General features: G+C 69.5%; 15 protein-coding genes. 3 read left to right on the plus strand and 12 right to left on the minus strand.

From position 1 onward, the window contains the following. Window positions 1-763: 763 nt before the first annotated feature. Entirely contained in the window at window positions 764-3,040 is a 2,277-nt protein-coding gene (locus IG194_RS26535) for an OsmC domain/YcaO domain-containing protein (RefSeq protein WP_058489226.1), read from the minus strand. An 88-nt stretch (window positions 3,041-3,128) separates the two neighbouring features. After that, window positions 3,129-3,914 (minus strand): substrate-binding periplasmic protein, encoded by a 786-nt coding sequence (locus tag IG194_RS26540; protein WP_064987646.1) that lies wholly within the window; start codon window positions 3,912-3,914, stop codon window positions 3,129-3,131. Window positions 3,915-4,305: 391 nt separating this feature from the next. Between IG194_RS26540 and IG194_RS26545 the strand changes: the two genes are divergently transcribed. Continuing rightward, a complete protein-coding gene (locus tag IG194_RS26545; protein ID WP_058489227.1) occupies window positions 4,306-5,049 on the plus strand; it encodes an SDR family NAD(P)-dependent oxidoreductase in 744 nt (247 codons plus the stop codon). Window positions 5,050-5,139: 90 nt separating this feature from the next. Here the strand turns inward: IG194_RS26545 and IG194_RS26550 are convergent, their stop codons facing one another. From IG194_RS26550 to IG194_RS26565, 4 genes are read right to left on the minus strand one after another with little or no spacing between them, the layout of a single operon-like run. Continuing rightward, a complete protein-coding gene (locus tag IG194_RS26550) occupies window positions 5,140-5,361 on the minus strand; it encodes a formate dehydrogenase subunit delta (RefSeq protein WP_058489228.1) in 222 nt (73 codons plus the stop codon). After that, window positions 5,358-8,237, minus strand: a complete 2,880-nt coding sequence (gene fdhF / locus IG194_RS26555; protein ID WP_058489229.1) for a formate dehydrogenase subunit alpha — start codon at window positions 8,235-8,237, stop codon at window positions 5,358-5,360. Before fdhF ends, IG194_RS26550 begins: the two co-directional genes overlap by 4 nt. Next, window positions 8,234-9,796: a formate dehydrogenase beta subunit gene (locus IG194_RS26560; protein ID WP_058489230.1), complete on the minus strand. Its 1,563-nt coding sequence runs from the start codon at window positions 9,794-9,796 to the stop codon at window positions 8,234-8,236. The genes fdhF and IG194_RS26560 overlap by 4 nt, the downstream gene beginning before the upstream one ends. Then, on the minus strand, window positions 9,790-10,272 hold the full coding sequence (locus IG194_RS26565; RefSeq protein WP_009619595.1) for a formate dehydrogenase subunit gamma: 483 nt from the start codon (window positions 10,270-10,272) through the stop codon (window positions 9,790-9,792). The genes IG194_RS26560 and IG194_RS26565 overlap by 7 nt, the downstream gene beginning before the upstream one ends. 518 nt (window positions 10,273-10,790) lie before the next feature. On the opposite strand from IG194_RS26565, the gene IG194_RS26570 reads away from it, so the two are divergent. After that, window positions 10,791-11,978 (plus strand): acyl-CoA dehydrogenase family protein, encoded by a 1,188-nt coding sequence (locus IG194_RS26570; RefSeq protein ID WP_009619597.1) that lies wholly within the window; start codon window positions 10,791-10,793, stop codon window positions 11,976-11,978. Window positions 11,979-11,986: 8 nt separating this feature from the next. Beyond that, complete coding sequence (locus IG194_RS26575) at window positions 11,987-13,084, plus strand: sigma-54 interaction domain-containing protein (protein ID WP_058489231.1); 1,098 nt, start codon at window positions 11,987-11,989, stop codon at window positions 13,082-13,084. 450 nt (window positions 13,085-13,534) lie between these two features. Here IG194_RS26575 and IG194_RS26580 read toward each other — a convergent pair whose 3' ends face one another. From IG194_RS26580 to IG194_RS26605, 6 genes are read right to left on the minus strand one after another with little or no spacing between them, the layout of a single operon-like run. Further along, window positions 13,535-14,548, minus strand: a complete 1,014-nt coding sequence (locus IG194_RS26580; protein WP_009619600.1) for an aldo/keto reductase — start codon at window positions 14,546-14,548, stop codon at window positions 13,535-13,537. 21 nt (window positions 14,549-14,569) lie between these two features. Next, window positions 14,570-16,387, minus strand: a complete 1,818-nt coding sequence (locus IG194_RS26585; RefSeq protein ID WP_058489232.1) for an ABC transporter ATP-binding protein — start codon at window positions 16,385-16,387, stop codon at window positions 14,570-14,572. A gap of 15 nt (window positions 16,388-16,402) precedes the next feature. Then, entirely contained in the window at window positions 16,403-16,942 is a 540-nt protein-coding gene (locus IG194_RS26590; RefSeq protein ID WP_058489233.1) for a GNAT family N-acetyltransferase, read from the minus strand. Next, complete coding sequence (locus IG194_RS26595; protein WP_058489234.1) at window positions 16,935-18,377, minus strand: MFS transporter; 1,443 nt, start codon at window positions 18,375-18,377, stop codon at window positions 16,935-16,937. Before IG194_RS26595 ends, IG194_RS26590 begins: the two co-directional genes overlap by 8 nt. After that, window positions 18,374-19,309 (minus strand): tetratricopeptide repeat protein, encoded by a 936-nt coding sequence (locus tag IG194_RS26600; RefSeq protein WP_058489235.1) that lies wholly within the window; start codon window positions 19,307-19,309, stop codon window positions 18,374-18,376. Before IG194_RS26600 ends, IG194_RS26595 begins: the two co-directional genes overlap by 4 nt. After that, on the minus strand, window positions 19,309-20,511 hold the full coding sequence (locus IG194_RS26605) for an acyl-CoA dehydrogenase family protein (protein WP_058489758.1): 1,203 nt from the start codon (window positions 20,509-20,511) through the stop codon (window positions 19,309-19,311). Before IG194_RS26605 ends, IG194_RS26600 begins: the two co-directional genes overlap by 1 nt. Window positions 20,512-20,513 lie beyond the last annotated feature (2 nt).

The following is a 20,513-nucleotide window of genomic DNA, read 5'->3' on the forward strand; positions in this document are numbered from 1 at the left end:
ACAACAAGATGTTGTGGAATCTAATGGCGTCGGCCGAGGAGGGATTGACCTCGGTCAATGTTCGGCGCCGGAGGGTTTTCGCCATCGGAGGTATTGACCGGCTGGGTCTGGCGTTTGTGTAGGAGCGAGCTTGCTCGCGAATGAGCCCCGCAGCGGAGTGTGTTCGCGAGCAAGCTCGCTCCTACGAAGAGCACCCTCTCCCCAGCCCTCTCCCGCAAGCGGGAGAGGGGGCCGTTCGGCGTGGGCGGATGATGCAGCGTCAGCCGGCGAGTTCGTAGGGCGCATAACCGTTCGCGGTTATGCGCCGTTGGCCGTGCCGCCGGGGGGCCCGGCGGCACGGCTTCTCGTAGGAGCGAGCCCCTCTCCCCAGCCCTCTCCCGCAAGCGGGAGAGGGGGCCGTTCGGCGTGGACGGATAGTTCAGCGTCAGCCGGTGAGTTCGTAGGGCGCATAACCGTTTGCGGTTGCGCCGTTGGCCGTACCGCTGGGGTGTCCGGCGGCACGGCTTCTCGTAGGAGCGAGCACCCTCACCCCAGCCCTCTCCCGGGGGGAGAGGGGGCTAGTCCGTGCCGAGAGGAGGGTGGTTTCAGCTTGCAGCCACGGTGCTTGCCGGCTAACTGCAAACTACCCAAGCACACCGAACGGTCCCCTCTCCCTTCAGGGAGAGGGTTAGGGAGAGGGCGCTCTTAAGCCCCATGCCTACAGTCACAGGAAAACACACCAACCCATCCTACGAAGAACCCCTCGGCGCCGCGATCCCCATCATCAGCGCTTGCGAATCGCCACGCGCCGCGGCTTGAGGCCGCTTCCCGCGTCGGCGGCGCTGTCCTGCACAGGCTGCAGCCTGGCCCGAGCCGCGTGCAGTTTCTTGTAGCTGTCAATCAGCCGCAGGTGCCTGTCCAGCCCTTCCAGTTTCATGCTGGTCGGCGTCAGGCCGTGGAAGCGCACGCTGCCGTCCACCGAGCCCAGCGCCGCGTCCATCCGCTCGTTGCCGAACATGCGGCGGAAGTTGGCTTCGTAGTCGGCGATCTCCAACTCCTCATCCAGCACCACCTCCAGCACCACGTTCAGGGCCTGGTAGAACAGGCCGCGCTCGACGGTGTTGTCGTTGTACTGGAGGAAGGCCTCCACCAGTTCCTTGGCGTCTTCGCAACGCCGCAGGGCGAGGTTGATCAGCAGTTTCAGTTCGAGAATGGTCAGCTGGCCCCAGACCGTGTTGTCGTCGAACTCCACGCCGATCAGGGTGGTGATGTCGGTGTAGTCGTCCACCTCACAGCCTTCCAGGCGCTCCAGCAGCGCTTCGAGGCGGGCGTCGTCCAGGCGGTGCAGGTTGAGGATGTCCTCGCGGAAGGCCAGCGCCTTGTTGGTGTTGTCCCAGACCAGGTCCTCCACCGGGTAGATCTCCGAGTAGCCCGGCACCAGGATGCGGCAGGCCGTTGCGCCCAGGTGCTCGTACACCGCCATGTACACTTCCTTGCCCAGGTCTTCGAGGATGCCGAACAGGGTGGCGGCTTCCTCGGCGTTGGATTCTTTTCTTTCACTGCAGCCGCGCCGGCCGGAGAAGTCCCACTCGACGAATTCGAAGTCGGCCCTGGCGCTGAAGAAGCGCCACGACACCACGCCGCTGGAGTCGATGAAATGTTCGACGAAGTTGTTCGGCTCGGTCAGCGCCTGGCTTTCGAAGGTGGGCTGCGGCAGGTCGTTCAGGCCTTCGAAGCTGCGGCCCTGGAGCAGTTCGGTGAGGCTGCGCTCCAGCGCCACCTCCAGGCTGGGGTGGGCGCCGAAGGAGGCGAACACGCCGCCGGTGCGCGGGTTCATCAGGGTCACGCACATCACCGGGAAGCGGCCGCCCAGGGAGGCGTCCTTGACCAGCACCGGGAAGCCCTGTTCCTCCAGGCCGCGGATGCCGGCGAGGATGCCGGGGTACTTGGCCAGCACCTCCTGCGGCACGTCCGGCAGGGCCAGTTCGTTTTCGAGGATTTCGCGCTTCACCGCGCGCTCGAAGATTTCCGACAGGCACTGCACCTGGGCTTCGGCCAGCGTGTTGCCGGCGCTCATGCCATTGCTCAGGTAGAGGTTCTCGATCAGGTTGGAGGGGAAGTACACCACCTTGCCGTCGGACTGGCGCACGAACGGCAGCGAGCAGATGCCGCGCGCCACGTTGCCCGAGTTGGTGTCGTACAGGTGCGAGCCGCGCAGCTCGCCGTCGGGGTTGTAGATCGCCAGGCAGTGGGCGTCGAGGATTTCCGCCGGCAACTCGTCCTGGCGGCTGGGCTTGAACCAGCGCTCGTCGGGGTAGTGGACGAAGGGCGCGTTGGCGATGTCCTCGCCCCAGAACTGGTCGTTGTAGAAGAAATTGCAGTTCAGCCGCTCGATGAACTCGCCCAGGGCCGAGGCCAGCGCGCTTTCCTTGGTCGCGCCCTTGCCGTTGGTGAAGCACATCGGCGACTGCGCATCGCGGATGTGCAGCGACCAGACGTTGGGCACGATGTTGCGCCAGGAGGCGATCTCGATCTTCATGCCCAGGCCGGCGAGGATCGCCGACATGTTGGCGATGGTCTGCTCCAGCGGCAGATCCTTGCCCGGGATGTAGGTGCGCGAATCCGCGTCGGCGCTGGGCATCAGCAGCGCCTGGGCGTCGGCGTCGAGGTTTTCCACTTCCTCGATGACGAACTCGGGCCCGGTCTGCACCACCTTCTTCACCGTGCAGCGCTCGATGGAGCGCAGGATGCCCTGGCGGTCTTTTTCCGAGATGTCCGCCGGCAGCTCCACCTGGATCTTGAAGATCTGCTTGTAGCGGTTCTCCGGGTCGACGATGTTGTTCTGCGACAGGCGGATGTTGTCGGTGGGGATGTTGCGCGTCTGGCAGTACAGCTTGACGAAGTAGGCCGCGCACAGCGCCGACGAGGCCAGGAAGTAGTCGAACGGACCCGGTGCGGAGCCATCGCCCTTGTAGCGGATGGGCTGGTCGGCCACCACGGTGAAATCGTCGAACTTGGCTTCGAGCCGAAGGTTATCCAAGAAATTAACCTTTATTTCCATGCGGGTTTACCACGACAAAAAATGAGATGAATAACCCGCCATTGTAAGCGTTTTGCGCAGCGCTCCGCCCGTTCGCCTGTCCGGCGCGCTACTGCCCATCGGTGCGCTGATAGCGCGCGGCCGCCCGTTGCACCCAGCCCTCGTCGAGCATCTGCCGCAGCGCGCCTTCGATCAGTTGGCGCTCGGCCGTCAGCGGGCGCTGGTGGGAGAAGCCCAGGTAGAGCTCGGTGCGGCTGTCCGGCTGGAAGCGGGTGCGCACGATCTGCCGGGCCAGTTGCGGGTCGCGCAGTTCGTAGTCCACCTGGCAGTCGGTGCCGATCACCAGTTGCAGGCGGCCGAGGGAGAGCATCTGCAGCAGTTGCGTCTCGTTGTTCACGCCGAATTTCTTCAGGCGCTTGTCGGAGTCGAAGGGTTCGAAGTAGGCGGACTCCAGCACATAGCCGATGGTGGGGCCGAGCAGGTCGTCGTAGCGGGCGATGCGCGGCGCCTCCTGCGGCGAGGCGTACAGGCGCGGGGCGCAGGCGTAGTAGGGCTGCGGCAGGTAGTCGATGTACTGCTCGCGCTCCGGGGTGCGCGCAAGGCCCGTCATCAGGTCCGCCGCGCCGCTCTGCAGGGCGGCCAGGCCGCGGGCCCAGGGCGCGCGGTGCACCTCGAAGCGCAGGCCGGTGCGCTTTTCCAGCTCGGCCAGCAGATCCATGTCCAGGCCGCTGATGCGGCCGTCGGCGCCTTCGATGCGGAAGGGCGGCCAGTAGTCGGTCATCACCCGCAGCGGCGGGTATTCAGTGGCATCGGTCGCGGCTACGAGCGCGAGCAGGCCGATGCCCAGCCAGCGGCGAGCGGACACGACGAATCTGGCGAAGGGCTGGCAAGGCATACCGGCTCCCGGAACTGGAATGGGTGGCGAAGTCGGCGGCTCCCTTGCCGAGGGGCGGTGCGCGCCCCGGAGCGTTCGGTCGGCGGACGCCCCCTCAGGCGACGTCGCAGAATCCTTCCGAATTATCTGAAGGATAGCCTTCTGCCGCTACGTTGCAGAATGCCCGGCGTGAAGGAAAGACATGGACGCTCGGGTTCGCCATCAAGTCCTAAGTACCTCGTTTGCAGTCGAAAGAACTCGCTGTGCGGAGAGTCATGATGACTTCGGTGGCCTTCAACACCTTGAAAAACTGAGGGTTTTACCCTGGCACGGAAGTTGGTGATGGTTCCTGGCGCCGATGCGCGAATCCCCGCGCCAGGCGATCCCACTGACGACCATCAGGAGCATGTACATGCCAAGCAATGATTCCAGGTCCCCCCTGGCGGTGATCACCGGCGCCGGTTCCGGCATCGGCCTGGCCGTGGCCCGGCGGCTGCTGCGCGAGGGCACCCGGGTAGTGGCCATGGCCCGGCGCGAGGTGCCGCCGGCCGACCTCGACGAGGCCGGCGGCCACTTGTGCTGGTTGAGCGGCGACGTCACCCGCGCCGAGGACCTCCAGTGCCTGGCGGACCTGGCCCGGGAACTGGGGCCGGTGGACTACCTGCTGCCCAACGCCGGCATCGCGCAACTGGCCGACGGCCTGGACCAGGCGGCGTTCCAGCGGCAGTGGGCGGTCAACGGCGCCGGCGCGCTGAACACCCTGGCCGCCTTGCGCGGGCAGATGGCGCGGCCGTCTTCGGTGGTGTTCATCGGCACCTTCCTGTCCCAGGTGAGCTTCCCGGGGCTGGCCGCCTACATCGCCTCGAAGTCGGCGCTCAAGGCCCAGGCGCGCACCCTGGCGGTGGAACTGGCGGGCGAGGGCATCCGCGTCAACGTCGTGTCGCCCGGGCCCACGGCGACGCCGATCTGGGGCACCCTGGGGCTGGACGACGAGGCCTTGGGCAAGGTCGCCGCCAGCGTCAACGGGCGCCTGCTGGACGGCCGCTTCCTGGAGGCGGAGGCGGTCGCCGATGCGATCCTCTTCATGCTCTCGGACCAGGCCCGCGGCATCCACGGCCAGGACCTGGTCGTCGACAACGGCTACACCCTGCGCTGAAACCCGCCTGCGCCGCCCCCGCGCGGCGCAGGCCGCTCAGGGCTCCTGCGGCCGGCGGTCGGGGGCGGTATCGTAGTCTGGCCGTCTCCGCTAGGCGCTCTCCGCCGGCTCCTTCAGCGCTTCCTGCACCAGCGGGTGCAGGTCGGTCTCCGGGTGCTGCGCCAGCCAGGCCCCCAGGTCGCGGCGCATGGCCGGCGTCCAGAAGCTCTGCAGGTGCTGGCGCACGCCGCGCACGGCCAGTTCGCGGTCGGCCTCGCTGGCGAAGTACTGGCCGATCTGGTTGGCCATCTTGACCAGGTTGTCGATGCTCATCGGCGCACCTCGGCTTTCTCGGCGTGGCGGCGTTCCTTCAGCAGGCGGCGCTGTTCGTCGCTGAACGCCTGGTAGCGCTTCTGCCATTCCGAGGGCTGGAAGACGCGCACCACTTCCACCGCGGTGACCTTGTATTCCGGGCAGTTGGTGGCCCAGTCGGAGTTGTCGGTGGTGATCACGTTGGCGCCGGACTCGGGGAAGTGGAAGGTGGTGTAGACCACCCCCGGCGCCACCCGCTCGCTGACCTTGGCGCGCAGCACCGTCTGCCCGGCGCGGCTGCCCACGCCGACCCAGTCGCCGTCGGCGATGCCGCGGCTCTCGGCGTCGCTGGGGTGGATCTCCAGGCGGTCCTCGGGGTGCCAGGCGACGTTGCCGGTGCGCCGCGTCTGGGCGCCGACGTTGTACTGGCTGAGGATGCGCCCGGTGGTCAGCAGCAGCGGGTAGCGGTTGTTGACCTTCTCGTCGGTGGGCACGTAGCCGGTGAGCATGAAGCGCCCCTTGCCGCGCACGAACTGGTCGATGTGCATGGTCGGGGTGCCGTCGGGCGCGGCGTCGTTGCACGGCCACTGCAGGCTGCCGTGGCGGTCCAGCTCGGCGTAGCTGACGCGGGCGAAGGTGGGCGTCAGGCGGGCGATCTCGTCCATGATCTCGGACGGGTGGCGGTAGTTCATCGGGTAGCCCAGGGCGTTGGACAGCGCCATGGTCGCTTCCCAGTCGGCCTTGCCGCCCAGCGGCTCCATCACCTTGCGCACCCGCGAGATGCGCCGTTCGGCGTTGGTGAAGGTGCCGTCCTTTTCCAGGAAGGAGCTGCCCGGCAGGAACACGTGGGCGAACTTGGCCGTCTCGTTGAGGAAGATGTCCTGCACCACCACGCATTCCATGGCCGAGAGGGCAGCGGTGACGTGCTGGGTGTTGGGGTCGCTCTGGGCGATGTCCTCGCCCTGGCAGTACAGCGCCTTGAAGCTGCCGTCCAGGGCCGCCTCGAACATGTTGGGGATGCGCAGGCCCGGGTCGGGCTGCAGGCTCACGCCCCAGGCCTGCTCGAACTGGCTGCGCACCTCGACGTTGGAGATGTGCCGGTAGCCTGGCAGCTCGTGGGGGAAGGAGCCCATGTCGCAGGAGCCCTGGACGTTGTTCTGCCCGCGCAGCGGGTTCACCCCCACGCCTTCGCGGCCGACGTTGCCGGTGGCCATGGCCAGGTTGGCGATGCCCATCACCGCGGTGCTGCCCTGGCTGTGCTCGGTGACGCCCAGGCCGTAGTAGATGGCCGCGTTGCCGCCGGTGGCGTAGAGCCGCGCGGCGGCGCGGATCAGTTCGGCGGGTACGCCGCACACCGGGCCGAGCACTTCGGGGGCGTTCTGCGGCTGGCTGACGAAGTCGCGCCAGTGGGCGAAGTCCGCCGCCTCACAGCGCTGCTCGACGAAGCGCTGGTCGACCAGTCCCTCGGTGACGATGACGTGGGCCAGGGCGTTGAGCATGGCCACGTTGGTGCCCGGGCGCAGCTGCAGGTGCAGCTCGGCGCGGGCGTGGGGCGAATCCACCAGGTCGATGCGCCGCGGATCGATGACGATCAGCCGCGCGCCCTGGCGCAGGCGGCGCTTGAGCTGGGAGCCGAACACCGGGTGGGCGTCGGTGGGGTTGGCGCCCATCACCAGGATGACGTCGGCCTGCATCACCGAGTCGAAGCTCTGGGTGCCGGCGGATTCGCCGAGGGTCTGCTTCAGGCCGTAGCCGGTGGGCGAGTGGCAGACGCGGGCGCAGGTGTCGACGTTGTTGTTGCCGAAGGCGGCGCGCACCAGCTTCTGCACCAGGTAGGTCTCTTCGTTGGTGCAGCGGCTGGAGGTGATGCCGCCGATGGAGTCGCGCCCGTACTTGAGCTGGATGCGGCGGAATTCGCCGGCCGCGTGGTTGAGCGCTTCTTCCCAGCTGACCTCCTGCCAGGGATCGCTGATGTTCTGGCGGATCATCGGCTTGGTGATGCGCTCGGGGTGGGTGGCGTAGCCCCAGGCGAAGCGGCCCTTGACGCAGGCGTGGCCGTGGTTGGCCTGGCCGTTGCGGTCCGGGACCATGCGCACCAGCTGCTCGCCCTTGAGCTCGGCGCGGAACGAGCAGCCCACGCCGCAGTAGGCGCAGGTGGTGACGACGCTGCGCTCCGGCTGGCCCAGCTGCACCACGCTCTTCTCCATCAGCGTGGCGGTGGGGCAGGCCTGCACGCAGGCGCCGCAGGACACGCACTCGGAGTCGAGGAAGTCGTCGCCGCCGGCCGCCGCCACCCGCGAGTCGAAGCCGCGGCCGTCGATGGTCAGGGCGAAGGTGCCCTGGATTTCCTCGCAGGCGCGCACGCAGCGGTTGCAGACGATGCACTTGCTCGGGTCGTAGTCGAAGTAGGGGTTGGAGACGTCCTTGGCCTCGCTCAGGTGGTTGGCCCCGGCGTAGCCGTAGCGCACCTCGCGCAGGCCCACCTGGCCGGCCACGGTCTGCAGCTCGCAGTTGCCGTTGGCCGGGCAGGTCAGGCAGTCCAGCGGGTGGTCGGAGATGTACAGTTCCATGACGTTGCGCCGCAGCGTCGCCAGCTTCGGCGTCTGCGTGCGCACCACCATGCCCTCGGCCACCGGCGTGGTGCAGGAGGCGGGGTAGCCGCGCATGCCGTCGATTTCCACCAGGCACATGCGGCAGGAGCCGAAGGCTTCCAGGCTGTCGGTGGCGCAGAGCTTGGGAATGCTGGTACCCAGCAGCGCGGCGGCGCGCATCACCGAGGTGCCGGCGGGCACGCTGATCTCGCGGCCGTCGATGCTCAGGCTGACCTGCGCCTCGCTGTCGCGGGGCGGGGTGCCGAGGTCGACGATGTCGGTGGAGGGATCGAAGAGGTTGATCACTGGTCGGCCTCCGTATTCGCCAGACCGAAGTCGGCGGGGAAGTGCTTGAGGGCGCTGGTCACCGGGTAGGAAGTCATTCCGCCCAGGGCGCAGAGCGAGCCGTATTGCATGGTGTCGCAGAGGTCCACGAGCAGCCGCGCCTGTTCCTCGCGGGCGCCGAGGTCGGTGGCGGCGATCAGCCGGTCCACCACCTCCACACCGCGGGTGGAGCCGAGCCGGCAGGGCGTGCACTTGCCGCAGGATTCCTCGGCGCAGAACTGCAGGGCGAAGCGGGCCATGCGCGCCATGTCCAGGCTGTCGTCGGCCACCACCACGCCGCCGTGGCCGAGCATGGCGCCCATGGCGGCGAAGGCCTCGTAGTCCAGCGGGGTGTCGAACTGCGCCGGCGGCACCCAGGCGCCCAGCGGGCCGCCCACCTGCGCCGCCTTCAGCGGGCGGCCGCTGGCGGTGCCGCCGCCGTAGCCTTCCACCAGCTCGCGCAGGCTCAGGCCGAAGGCGCGTTCCACCAGGCCGCCGTGGCGCACGTTGCCGGCCAGCTGGAAGGGCATGGTGCCCAGCGAGCGGCCCATGCCGAAGTCGCGGTAGAACGGCGCGCCGCGAGCCAGGATCACCGGCACCGAGGCCAGGGTGAGCACGTTGTGCACCAGCGTCGGCTGGCCGAACAGGCCCTGCAGGGCCGGCAGCGGCGGCTTGGCGCGGACCACGCCACGCTTGCCCTCAAGTGAGTCGAGCAGGGCGGTTTCCTCGCCGCAGATGTAGGCGCCGGCGCCCACCCGCACCTGCAGGTCGAAGGCGCGGCCGCTGCCCAGCACGTCGGCGCCCAGGTAGCCGGCCTCGCGGGCGATGGCCAGGGCCTGCTCCAGGGTGTCGATGGCGTCCGGGTATTCCGAGCGCACGTAGATGTAGCCCAGGCTGGCGCCCACGGCGAGGCCGGCGATGGCCATGCCCTCGACCAGCAGGAAGGGGTCGCCCTCCATCAGCATGCGGTCGGCGAAGGTGCCGGAGTCGCCTTCGTCGGCGTTGCACACCACGTATTTCGGCGTGGCCGGGGCCTCGCGCACGGTGCGCCACTTGATGCCGGCGGGGAAGGCCGCGCCGCCGCGGCCGCGCAGGCCGGAGTCGAGCACCGCGGCGACCACCTCGGCGCCGTCCAGGGCGATGGCCCGCGCCAGGCCCTCGAAGCCGCCGTGGGCGCGATAGTCCTCCAGGGACAGCGGCCGGGTGATGCCGGCGCGGGCGAACAGCAGGCGCTGCTGGCTCTTCAGGTAGGGGATGTCCTCCACCGGCCCCAGGGCCAGCGGGTGAATGGTGGCGTCGGCGGCCAGGGCATCGAGCAGGGCGGGCACGTCCTGCTCGGCGAGCGGGCCGAAGCCCAGGCGGCGGCCGGCGGCGTCTTCCACCTCCAGCAGCGGTTCCAGCCAGTAGAGGCCGCGGGAGCTGGTGCGGCGCAGTTCCAGCGGCAGCTGCCGGCGCCCTGCCTCGTGGGCCAGGGCGGCGGCCACCTGTTCCGCGCCCACGGCGCGGGCGACGGAGTCGCGGGGGAGGAAGAGCTTCAGCATGCGCCATCCTCCAGGCAGCCGTTGACCAGCTCGCGCAGGCGCTCGGCGGTGAGCCGCGCGTGCAGCCGGCCGTCCAGCTCCAGGGCCGGCGAGCAGGCGCAGGCGCCCAGGCAGTACACCGGGCGCAGGCTGATGTTGCCGTCGGCGCTGGTGCCGTGGTCGTCCAGCGCCAGCTGTTCGCGCAGCTGCGCGGCCAGGCGCTCGGCGCCCATGCTCTGGCAGGACTCGGCGCGGCACAGGCGCAGGGTGTGGCGCGCCGGCGGCGCGGTGCGGAAGTCGTGGTAGAAGCTGATCACCCCGCGCACCTCGGCCTGGCTGAGGTTGAGGGCATGGGCGATTTCCGCGACGGCGAGGTCGGGAACGTACCCGCAGCCGTCCTGGATGGCGTGGAGGATCGGCAGCAGGGCGCCGGGGGTGTCCTTCTCGCGTGCCAGCACGTCGTGGATCAGGGGCAGGTGAAGCGTCTCATCAGGCATACAGCGTACCTCGGCATCGCGGACCGGCCTGCCTTGGCGGCAAACCTCCGGTGTCTTCGGCTGCGGCGTACCGTCCACGTCACGGCGGCGTGGTCACCCGGTCGCCCTCCCTGCCGCCGGCCGGGTGTCTTGACGCACCGGTCCGGGGGCATCCTGCAAGCTTGCCATCCTGCTCGCCCGGGGTTTGCACCCAAGCGACCCGGCGCATCCTGAAACCGACCTGCGCCCTGGCCCGGCGTCTTCCCTATCAGCGGGTTTAGCTGGTACGCGAGCGCGGCGCCAGGGGTTGCCGATCGGCGGAGGCAGCGGGGCAACAGCGAATCAACAGTTGTTGCTCAGATAGCAACAGGCCGCCCGCGCCAGGCCGCGCAAACCGGCTCGGTGGACACTGGAATGGTTATTGCTCGGCCCTGCGTGCAGTTCAATTTCGCCGGCCGGGCCCATGGCGGCCGCGGCCGAAGGTTCATTGCCGGGGCGGCGCCCGCCTGAAGGCCGCCCCGACCGACGAGGGATCCCGTGTGAGCGCCAACCAGCAAAGCCGCATCCTCAACCCTTTGCAGATCGCCCGCCAGCTGGCCGCCGGTTTTGCCGAGAACGCCGCCGAACGCGACGAGCGCGGCGGCACGCCCAAGGCCGAGCGCGACGCCATCCGCCACAGCGGCCTGCTGGCCCTGAGCATTCCCGGCGCCTTCGGCGGCCATGGCGCGGACTGGTCGCTGACCCTGGAGGTGGTCCGCGAGTTCGCCCGGGCCGACAGTTCCGTGGCCCACGTGTTCGGCTTCCACCACCTGATGCTGGCCACCGTGCGCCTGTTCTCGCGCCCGGAGCAGTGGCAGCCGTGGTTCGAGCTGACCGCGCGCAAGAACTGGTTCTGGGGCAATGCCCTGAACCCGCTGGACACCCGCACCCAGGTGAAGTGGTTCGACGGCTGGTGCGAGTTCTCCGGCAAGAAGAGCTTCTGTTCCGGCGCCAACGACTCGGAGATGCTGATCGCCTCGGCGGTGGACGAAAGCGCCGGCGGCAAGCTGCTGATCGCCGCGCTGCCCAGCGGCCGCAGCGGCATCGGCGTGCACGACGACTGGGACAACATGGGCCAGCGCCAGACCGACAGCGGCAGCGTGACCTTCGAGCGGGTGCGCGTGGAGCGCTCCGAGCTGCTGCTGGACCCGGGCCCGCTGAGCACGCCTTTCGCCTGCCTGCGCCCGCTGCTGGCGCAGCTGATCTTCGCCCACATGTTCCTCGGCATCGCCGAAGGCGCCTTCGAGGAATTCCGCGGCTACACCCTCAAGGAGGCGCGGCCCTGGTTCCGCTCCAGCGCCGAGAGCATCAGCGAGGACCCGTACGTGCTGCGCCACTACGGCGACTTCTGGGTCGGCCTGGAAGGCGTGCGCCTGCTGGTGGAGCGCGCCGCCGCGCAGTTCGACGCGGCCTGGGGCAAGGAACAGCGCCTGGGTGCCGAGGAGCGCGCGGAGCTGGCCATCGCCATCGGCACCGCCAAGGTCGCCGCCACCCGCGTGGGCCTGGAACTCTGTAGCCGCCTCTTCGAAGTCACCGGCGCCCGCGCCACCCACGCCGCGCTGCGGCTGGACCGGCACTGGCGCAACCTGCGCACCCAGAGCCTGCACGACCCCCTCGATTACCGCGTCCAGGAGCTCGGCGCCTGGGCGCTCAACCGGCAGCGACCTTCGCCCACGTTCTACTCGTAAGGAAGCCCATGCAACTGCTGACCCTCCCACCCAACCCGACACTGGCCACCTCGATCCGGGCAACCGCACAGGTCTTCGAAGACCCGAAATCGCAGGCGCTTCTCTCCCATTTGCAACAGGTCGCCCCCAGCGAGGCCAGCGTCCTGATCATCGGCGAGACCGGCACGGGAAAGGAGCTGGTCGCACGTCACATCCACAATTTGAGCGGCCGGCGCGACCGGCCCTTCGTCGCGGTGAACTGCGGGGCCTTCTCCGAATCCCTGGTGGAGGCCGAGCTGTTCGGCCACGAGAAGGGCGCCTTCACCGGCGCCCTGGGCGCCAAGCCCGGCTGGTTCGAGGCGGCCAACGGCGGCACCCTGTTCCTCGACGAGATCGGCGATTTGCCGATGCCCATCCAGGTCAAGCTGCTGCGCGTGCTGCAGGAGCGCGAAGTGGTGCGCCTGGGCTCACGCAAGGGCATCCCGATCGACGTGCGGGTGCTGGCGGCCACCAACGTGCAGCTGGAGAAGGCGATCAACGCCGGGCACTTCCGCGAGGACCTGTACTACCGCCTCAACGTCGTCACCCTGCAGCTGCCCGCGCTGCGTGAGCGGCGCGGCGACATCCTGCCGCTGGTGCGGCACTTCATCGGCACCTACGGGCGCAAGCTCGGCTTCGAGGCGGTCGACCTGAGCGATGCGGCGGCGCGCAAGCTGGCGGAGTACGACTGGCCGGGCAACATCCGCGAGCTGGAGAACGTCATCCACCACACCCTGCTGGTCTGCCAGGGCGGCCGCATCGAGGCCGACGACCTGCGCCTGCCGGGGCTGCGCCCGGAACGCCTGGAGGGCGCGGCCGGCGCCGACGAACCGCTGGAAGCGCAGCTGGAACGCGCCTTCCTGCGCCTGTTCCGCGAGCGCGGCGGCGACGTGCATGGGCAGGTGGAAAGCCTGCTGGTGCGCGAGGCCTACCAGTTCTGCCATGCCAACCAGGTGCACACCTCCGACCTGCTGGGGCTCAGCCGCAACATCGTCAGGGCCCGGCTGATCGCCGCCGGCGAACTGGTGGTGAACAAGCGCCGCACGCCTGCGCCGTTGGCCAGCCGTATCGTGCGGCTGTCGATCTGAACTGGGCGGAGGAGGACGGGCGAGCACAGCTTTTCGTAGGAGCGAGCTTGCTCGCGAACGGGGCTTCCCGTGGCTTCGGTGCCAGGACCAAGAGCACCCTCTCCCCAGCCCTCTCCCTGAAGGGAGAGGGGGCTTGTCTGTGCCAGCGGAAAGCATGGCTTCAGCCGGAAACCACCGGCGTGTCCGGCTAACTCCAGACTACCCAGCTCTGCCGAACGGTCCCCTCTCCCTTCAGGGAGAGGGGTAGGGAGAGGGCGGAGTCAGCCCAATGCACCGGCACAACCGGGAAACGCCTGTAGCGCTCCCTGCAATCGCGGATAAATCCGCTCCTACAAGGAAAGACGCACCCGTAGGATGGGTTGAGCGAAGCGATACCCATCACCGCAACCGCATGGGTTTCGCAAGCTCAACCCATCCTACGAAGGGCGCTTCGGCGCGGCTGGCGTCCCGTCATGCCCCGCGCGGGCGGCGGCCGGGGACGAAGTGGGTCGGGTCGTTGTAGCCCGGCGTGGAGGCGTGGCCGGGGGTGACCAGGGCGTCGACGAAGGCTTCGTCCTCGGCGTCCAGGCGCACGTCCAGCGCCTTCAGGTAGTCCTGCCACTGTTCCTCGGTGCGCGGGCCGACGATGGCCGCGCTGACCAGGGCGTTGTTCAGCACCCAGGCGATGGCGAACTGCACCACGCCGACGCCACGCGCCTCGGCGTGGGCCTTCAGCTTCTGTGCGATCTCCAGGGACTCCGCGCGCCATTCGGTCTCCAGGATGCGCTTGTCCTGGCGCCCGGCGCGGCTGTCCGCGGCCGGCTCCACGCCCGGCAGGTACTTGCCGCTGAGCACGCCGCGGGCCAGCGGACTGTAGGGCACCACGCCCAGGCCGTGGAATTCGGCGGCGGTGAACTGCTCGGTCTCGGCCTGGCGGTTCACCAGGTTGTACAGCGGCTGGCTGGCGATGGGCCGGGGCACGCCCAGGCGCTCGGCCACGTGGACCACCTCGGCGATGCGCCAGCCGCGGTAGTTGGACAGCCCCCAGTGGCGCACCTTGCCCTGGGCGATGGCGTCGCCGATGGCCGCGACCGTTTCCTCCAGCGGCGTCTGCGGGTCCTCGCGGTGCAGGTAGTAGAGGTCCAGGTAGTCGGTGCCCAGGCGTTTCAGGCTGGCATCCAGGGCCGCGGCGATGTGCTTGCGGCCCAGGCCGCGGCGGTTCGGCCAGGCGTCCGCCGGGCCCATGCCGACCTTGGAGGCCAGTACCCAGTCGTCGCGGCGCGCGGCGATGGCCTGGCCGACGATTTCCTCCGAGCGCCCGTCGTTGTAAACGTCGGCGGTGTCGATGAAGTTGATCCCGCGCTCCAGCGCCTGGTCGATGATGCGCCGCGAGGCGGCGGCATCGGTCTGGCCGCCGAACATCATGCTGCCCAGCGCCAGGGGGGAGACCTGCAGGCCGGAGCGGCCCAGGGTTCGGTAGTTCATGTCGCTCTCCGGTTGGGAAATTCAGACCGCCTCGGCTTCTTCCTGGAACAGCCCGTCGGACTGCCGGCTCCACAGGCGGTAGTACTGGCCGCGCTTCTTCAGCAGCTCCTGGTGGCTGCCGTCCTCGACCACGCGGCCCTTGTCGAAGACGATGATGCGGTCAAGGTGTGCCACTGTCGACAGGCGGTGGGCCACCACGATCACGGTCTTGCCCTGCATGATGCTGTCCAGCTGGTCCTGGATGAAGCGCTCGGTGATGGAGTCCAGGCTGGAAGTGGCCTCGTCCATCACCAGGATGGGTGCGTTCTTCAGCAGCACCCGGGCGATGGCGATGCGCTGCCGCTGGCCGCCGGACAGCTTGACGCCGCGCTCGCCCACCAGGGAATCGTAGCCGTGCTCCATGCGTTCGATGAAGGCGCTGGCGCCGGCGCCGTGGATGGCCGCGGCCAGTTCCTCGGCGCTGGCCTCCAGGCGCCCGTAATGGATGTTCTCGCGGATGCTGCGGTGGAACAGCCCCGGCTCCTGGGGGATCAGGCCGATCTGCCGGTGCAGCGAGTGCTGCGTCACCTCGCGGATGTCCTGGCCGTCGATCAGCACCTGGCCGCCGTCGACGTCGTACAGGCGCAGCAGCAGGTTGAGCAGGGTGGACTTGCCGGAGCCGGAGAAGCCCACCAGGCCGACGCGCTGGCCGGCCGGGATGCGCAGGTCGAGCTGCTCGAAGATCGGCTGGCCGGGGTGGTAGCCGAAGCGCACGCCGCGGAACTCGACGTTGCCCTGGCGCACTTCCAGGCGGCGGGCGTCGGGGCGGTCGACCACCTCGTGGGGGCGGATCAGGGTGCGCACGCCGTTGGCGATGTTGCCGGTGGCCTCGAACAGCTCCAGGAAGCGCCGCGACAGGCTGGCCACGTCGTTGATGATCAGCAGCGCCATGCTGGTGGCCATGACGAAGGCGGCGATGCTGATGGCGCCGCTGCGCCACAGCCACAGGGTGAGCAGCAGCATGCCGATCTTCAGGGCCATGCCGCAGCTGTTCTGGAACCAGCGGATCTTCTCCATGTAGCCCAGCGAGCGGCCGGCCGCCGCCAGTTCGCGGTCCAGGTAGCCGGACAGGTAGTCCAGCTCGTGGGAATGCCGGGCGAACAGGCGCACGTTGCTCAGGTTGGTCACCGCGTCCACCACCTTGCCGGTGCTGATGCTGCGCGCCGCGGAGTACTGCTGCGCCAGCGGGTGGCTGCGCCGGGCGAGCAGGAAGGAGATGCCGATGAACAGCACCGACCAGCCCAGCATGAATGCCGCCAGCAGGCCCGAGGCGCTGGCCAGCACCAGGCTCGCCAGGCTCAGGGTGACCAGCAGCGGGATCAGGTCGAAGAGCAGGATGTTCATGGTCTGGTTCACCCCCATGGCGACTTCCGAGACCTTGTGCGCCAGGGCACCGGCGAACTCGTTGCTGACGAAGCGGTGCGAGTGCTGCTGCAGGTAGGCGTAGACGGTGTAGGTGACGCGCGCCCGCTGGCGCGGCAGCACGCGGATGTTGATGGTGTTGGCGCTGCGGGTGAAGACCACCTCCAGGGCCACCAGCACGGCGAAGCCGGCCACCGGCCAGAACAGCGCCTCGGGCGTGCTGCTGGCGTTCACCAGGCGGGTGACCTGGCCCAGGCTCCAGGGGATCAGCACGGTGCAGACCACCGCGGTGATCTGCAGCAGCAGGATCGCCAGGTAGGCCCAGCGGTACTGGCTGACGAAGTGGATGACGAAAGGTACCGGCGCCTCCGGCAGGTAACGGATGTTCCAGGCGTGGGCCTGGCGTTCGCCGGCGGTGTCGTCCGGGGTGTGGCTCATGGCGGGTAAAGTCCTTCAGGCATGGGTCAGGGGCAGCAGGTAGCGGGTCACCGGGAAGGCCGTGCCGTCCTCCCCGAAGACCCGCGAGGCGTTGCTTTGCGGGGTGAAGCCGGCGGCGCGGTAGAAGCGCTCGGCGCGCGAGTTGCCGTCCAGCGCCCACAGGGTGACGCGGGCGAAGCCCGCGGCCTCCAGGGCCTGGCGCGAGGCCAGCCAGAGCGCGCGGCCGATGCCGGCGGACCAGGCCGCCGGCACCAGGTAGATGGAATAGAGCTCGCCGGTGCCGGGCTCGACGTCGGGGTCGCGGCTGGCGCCGAAGGAACTCCAGCCAACCACCGCGCCCTCATGCTCGGCCACGCGGATGTCGCGGTTGCCGTTGCGGATGGCGTTGTCGATGAAGTCGACGCGGCGCTGCAGGTTGTCGGCCAGGCCCTGCAGGTAGCTGTCCGGCAGCAGCCCGCGGTAGGTCGCCTGCCAGCTCTGCACGTGAGCTTCGGCGATGGGCCGGGCATCGCCTGGGCGAACGGTACGGATCAGCGCGGGAATGGGCTCAGCCATGGGCGGTCTCCTTGGGGCATGCGTTATCGGCGAGCGAGGGCCTGGCGTGGCCGCTGATCGAGGCTCCGGCGGTTTCGCCCAGGCGGCGGAACGACAGCGCCGAGGCGGCGCACAGCAGCGCCCCGGCGAGCATTGCCAGGGACAGGTCGGCGACCTGCGGCTGGGCATGGCCCTGGGCGTGCATGACCAGCCCCAGCAGGCTGGCGGCCAGGCCCACCGCCAGGCTCATGGCCAGTTGCATGGACATCGCCGACAGGCTGCTGGCGCGGCTGGCCAGCTCGCGCGGCACCTCGCAGAAGGTCAGGGCGCCCAGGGTGCTGAACTGCAGCGAGCGCAGCAGGCCGCTCAGGTACAGCAGCCCCAGCAGCAGCCACAGGGGTGTGTCGGCGCGCAGTAGGGCGCAGCCGACGATGGACAGGGCGCAGAGCAGCGCGTTGCCGACCAGGGTGCGGCGGAAACCCAGGCGCTGGACGATGCGCACCGAGAGGAACTTCACGCTCAGCGCGCCGGCGCCGCCGGCGAGGGTCAGCAACCCGGCGTCCAGCGCCCCCAGGCCGAAGCCCAGCTGCAGCATCAGCACCATCAGGAACGGCTGCGCGGCGCTGCCCAGGCGGAACAGGTTGCCACCCCAGATCGCTGTGGCGAAGGTGGGGATGCGCAGCAGGCCGAGGTCGATCAGCGGCGCTGCGTGGCGCCGGGCATGGCGCCAGTAGGCCAGCGCGGCGCAGGTGCCGGCGGCCAGCAGCGCGGCCACCGCCGGCAGCGGCAGCAGGCGGTGGCCCAGGGCCTCGAAGCCGAACACCAGCGCCGCCAGGGCGCAGCCGCTGAGCAGGAAGCCGCGGCGGTCCAGGCGCCGCTGCGGATCGCCCGGGAAGTCGGGGACGAAGCGCAGGATCAGGACGATGCCCAGCGCGCCTATGGGCAGGTTGACCAGGAAGATCCAGTGCCACGACAGCAGGTCCACCAGCAGCCCGCCCAGCGGCGGGCCGAGCAGCGGCCCGACCAGCGCCGGGATGGCCAGCGCGGCCATGTTGCGCAGCAGGGTGTCGGGCGTCGACCAGCGCAACAGCAGCACCTGGCCCACCGGCGCCATCAGCGCCCCGGCGGCGCCCTGGGCCAGGCGCGCCAGGGACAGCTGCAGCAGCGAGGTGGACGCCGCGCAGGCCAGCGAGGCGAGCATGAACAGGCCGATGGCCGCCAGCAGCACCCGGCGCGGGCCGAAGCGGTCGGCGACCCAGCCGCTGACCGGCACGAACAGCGCCACCGCCAGCAGGTACAGCGACACCACCAGGTTCATGCGCACCGCGGCCTCGCCGAAGTCGGCGGCCATCTGCGGCAGCGCGGTGAGCACCGCGGTGCTGTCCAGCAGCTCCATGAACAGCGCGGCGCCGGTGATCATCGGCACCAGGCGGCCGTTTTGCTTGGCAAGGTTCATAGCCGGCCACCGTCGCCAGGCGTGGCCAGGTTGCGGATATAGCGCTCCAGCGGCGCCCGGAACGGCATGACGTCGTCGTCCTGCCGTTCCACCAATACCTGCAGCAGCCTCGCCAGCAGTCGCTGGGCGAGGGACGCGTATTGCGCGCTGTCGTAGAGCGCGAGCGCATGGAAGAGGAAGGCCGCATTGTTCGTATGCGCCAGCGCCGAGAGCGTCTGCAGGCTCTCCTGAGCCCGCCCCATGACCCTCAGCGACGAGCCCAGGCCGAGTATCGCGATCACCTCCTCCCGTTCGTCCAGCCCCAGGGCCAGGGCATTGCGGTAATGGTCGATGGCCTCGGCTTCCCGCGAGGCCTGGTCGAGCTTCAGGGCCTTGCGGAAATGCCATCGCGCGACATCGCCATCCGCGCTGCCGACGATCGGGACGCCGGCCGCTTCGCTCTTCTCCAGCAGGTGCAGGGCGGGTGCATCGTTCCTTGGCCCCAGGTCCCGCCAGCCACTGCTTCGGTAGAACCTCCAGGCCGCCTGGTTGGCCGGGCTCACGGACAGGCGCAGCGTGCGACAGCCGAGTCGTTGGAGAAAGCTTCGAGCGTAGGATTCCAGGACTCGGCCCAGCCCTTCGCCGCGCCTTTCCGGTACCAGGTAGAAGAGATGGACGTAGCCCTGCGGCCCCTCGGCCGACTCCAGCAGGCTCATCTCGATCTGCCCGATGACCTGTTCGCCGTCGTGGAGGAACACGGCGCTGCCGGGCAGCTTGTGCAGGCGCTCCCGCAGCCAGTTCAGGTAGCGCGCCGCGCCATTGCCGTCGTTGCCGTGGAAGGGAATGGTCGAGCCATAGGCACAGTGTGCCGTGTCTTCTCTGAAGCGAACGCACAGTTCGGCATGGGCGTGTGGGTCGATGGGGCGGAATTGCAGTTGCGCTTTCCCCGGCATCAGAACAGCCCCGAGGTCGGCGGCTCGCTGCCCTTCAGGCGCCAGGCGCCGACCACCGCGGCCTTCCAGTGGCGCGGGTTGTGGTTGGCCAGGGTGCGGGCGTTGCGCCAGTGGCGGTCGAGGTTGTGCTGGCGGCCGGTAGTGGAGGCGCCGCCGACGTCGAACAGCAGTTCGGCGGCCTTGAGCGCCGATTCCACGGCGATGTACTGGGCCTGGGCCACTTCCACGGCGGCGAGGTTCACCGCGTCGTGGTCGAGGCCCGCCGCCCAGGCTTCGTCGAGGCGCTCGGCGGCGCGCAGGATCACCGCCTCGGCGGCCAGGGCGCGGGCGGAAATCTCGCCCACGGCGAATTCCACGTAGGGGTCGTCCACCGAGCGTTGCGCGCTGCTGTGCTTGATCGGCCGGGCGTGGTCGCGGGCGAAGGCCACGGCGTCGGTCAGGGCGTTGCGGGCGATGCCGGCCTCCACCGCGCCGAGGAACAGTTGCAGGAAGGGCGTGACGATGGAGCGCTGGCCTTCCTCCACCACCCGCGGGCGGATTTCCCCCGGCTGCACCAGCAGGTCGTTCAGGCGCGTGGTGCCGCTGGCGGTGAGGCGCTGGCCCATGGCGTCGAAGTCGTCCAGCAGTTCCAGGCCCTCGCGGTCGCGCGGGACCACGAAGGACACCGGCTTGTCGTCCTCGTCCAGGGCCACCGCGCTGACCCAGTCGGCGTACAGCGAGCCGGTGCTGTAGAACTTGCTGCCGCTGGCGCGGAAGGCCTCGCCGTCGCGGCGCAGGCGCGCGCTCACCGCGCCGTTGGCGCCGCCGATCTCCCAGCCGGCATTGCCGAACACCTCGCCGGCGAGGAAGCGCGGGAACCAGCGCTGCTGCTCGGCCTGGTCGCCGCGGGCGAGCAGGCCTTCGATGAAGGCGAAGCTGGGGCGCAGCGACTGGGCGACGTTGGAGTCCACCGCCGCCAGGTCGATGACGAACTGCACGGTGTCGCGCACGCTGGCGCCGGCGCCGCCGTATGCGGCGGGGATGCGGAAGCACAGCAGGCGGTCGGTGGCCAGGGCGCGCACCTGCTCGTGGGGCAGCTGGCGCAGGCGCTCGCGTTCGGCGGCACCCTCGGCGATGGCGGCCAGGCGCGGCATGGCGCGGCGGCGCAGCTCGGCCAGGTCGAGGGTGGCGGGGGGCAGGGCGGTTGCGGCGGATGTGGGCATCT

Origin of the sequence: Pseudomonas sp. ADPe, from assembly GCF_014843515.1 — a bacterium.
Classification (GTDB): Bacteria; Pseudomonadota; Gammaproteobacteria; order Pseudomonadales; family Pseudomonadaceae; genus Pseudomonas; species Pseudomonas citronellolis.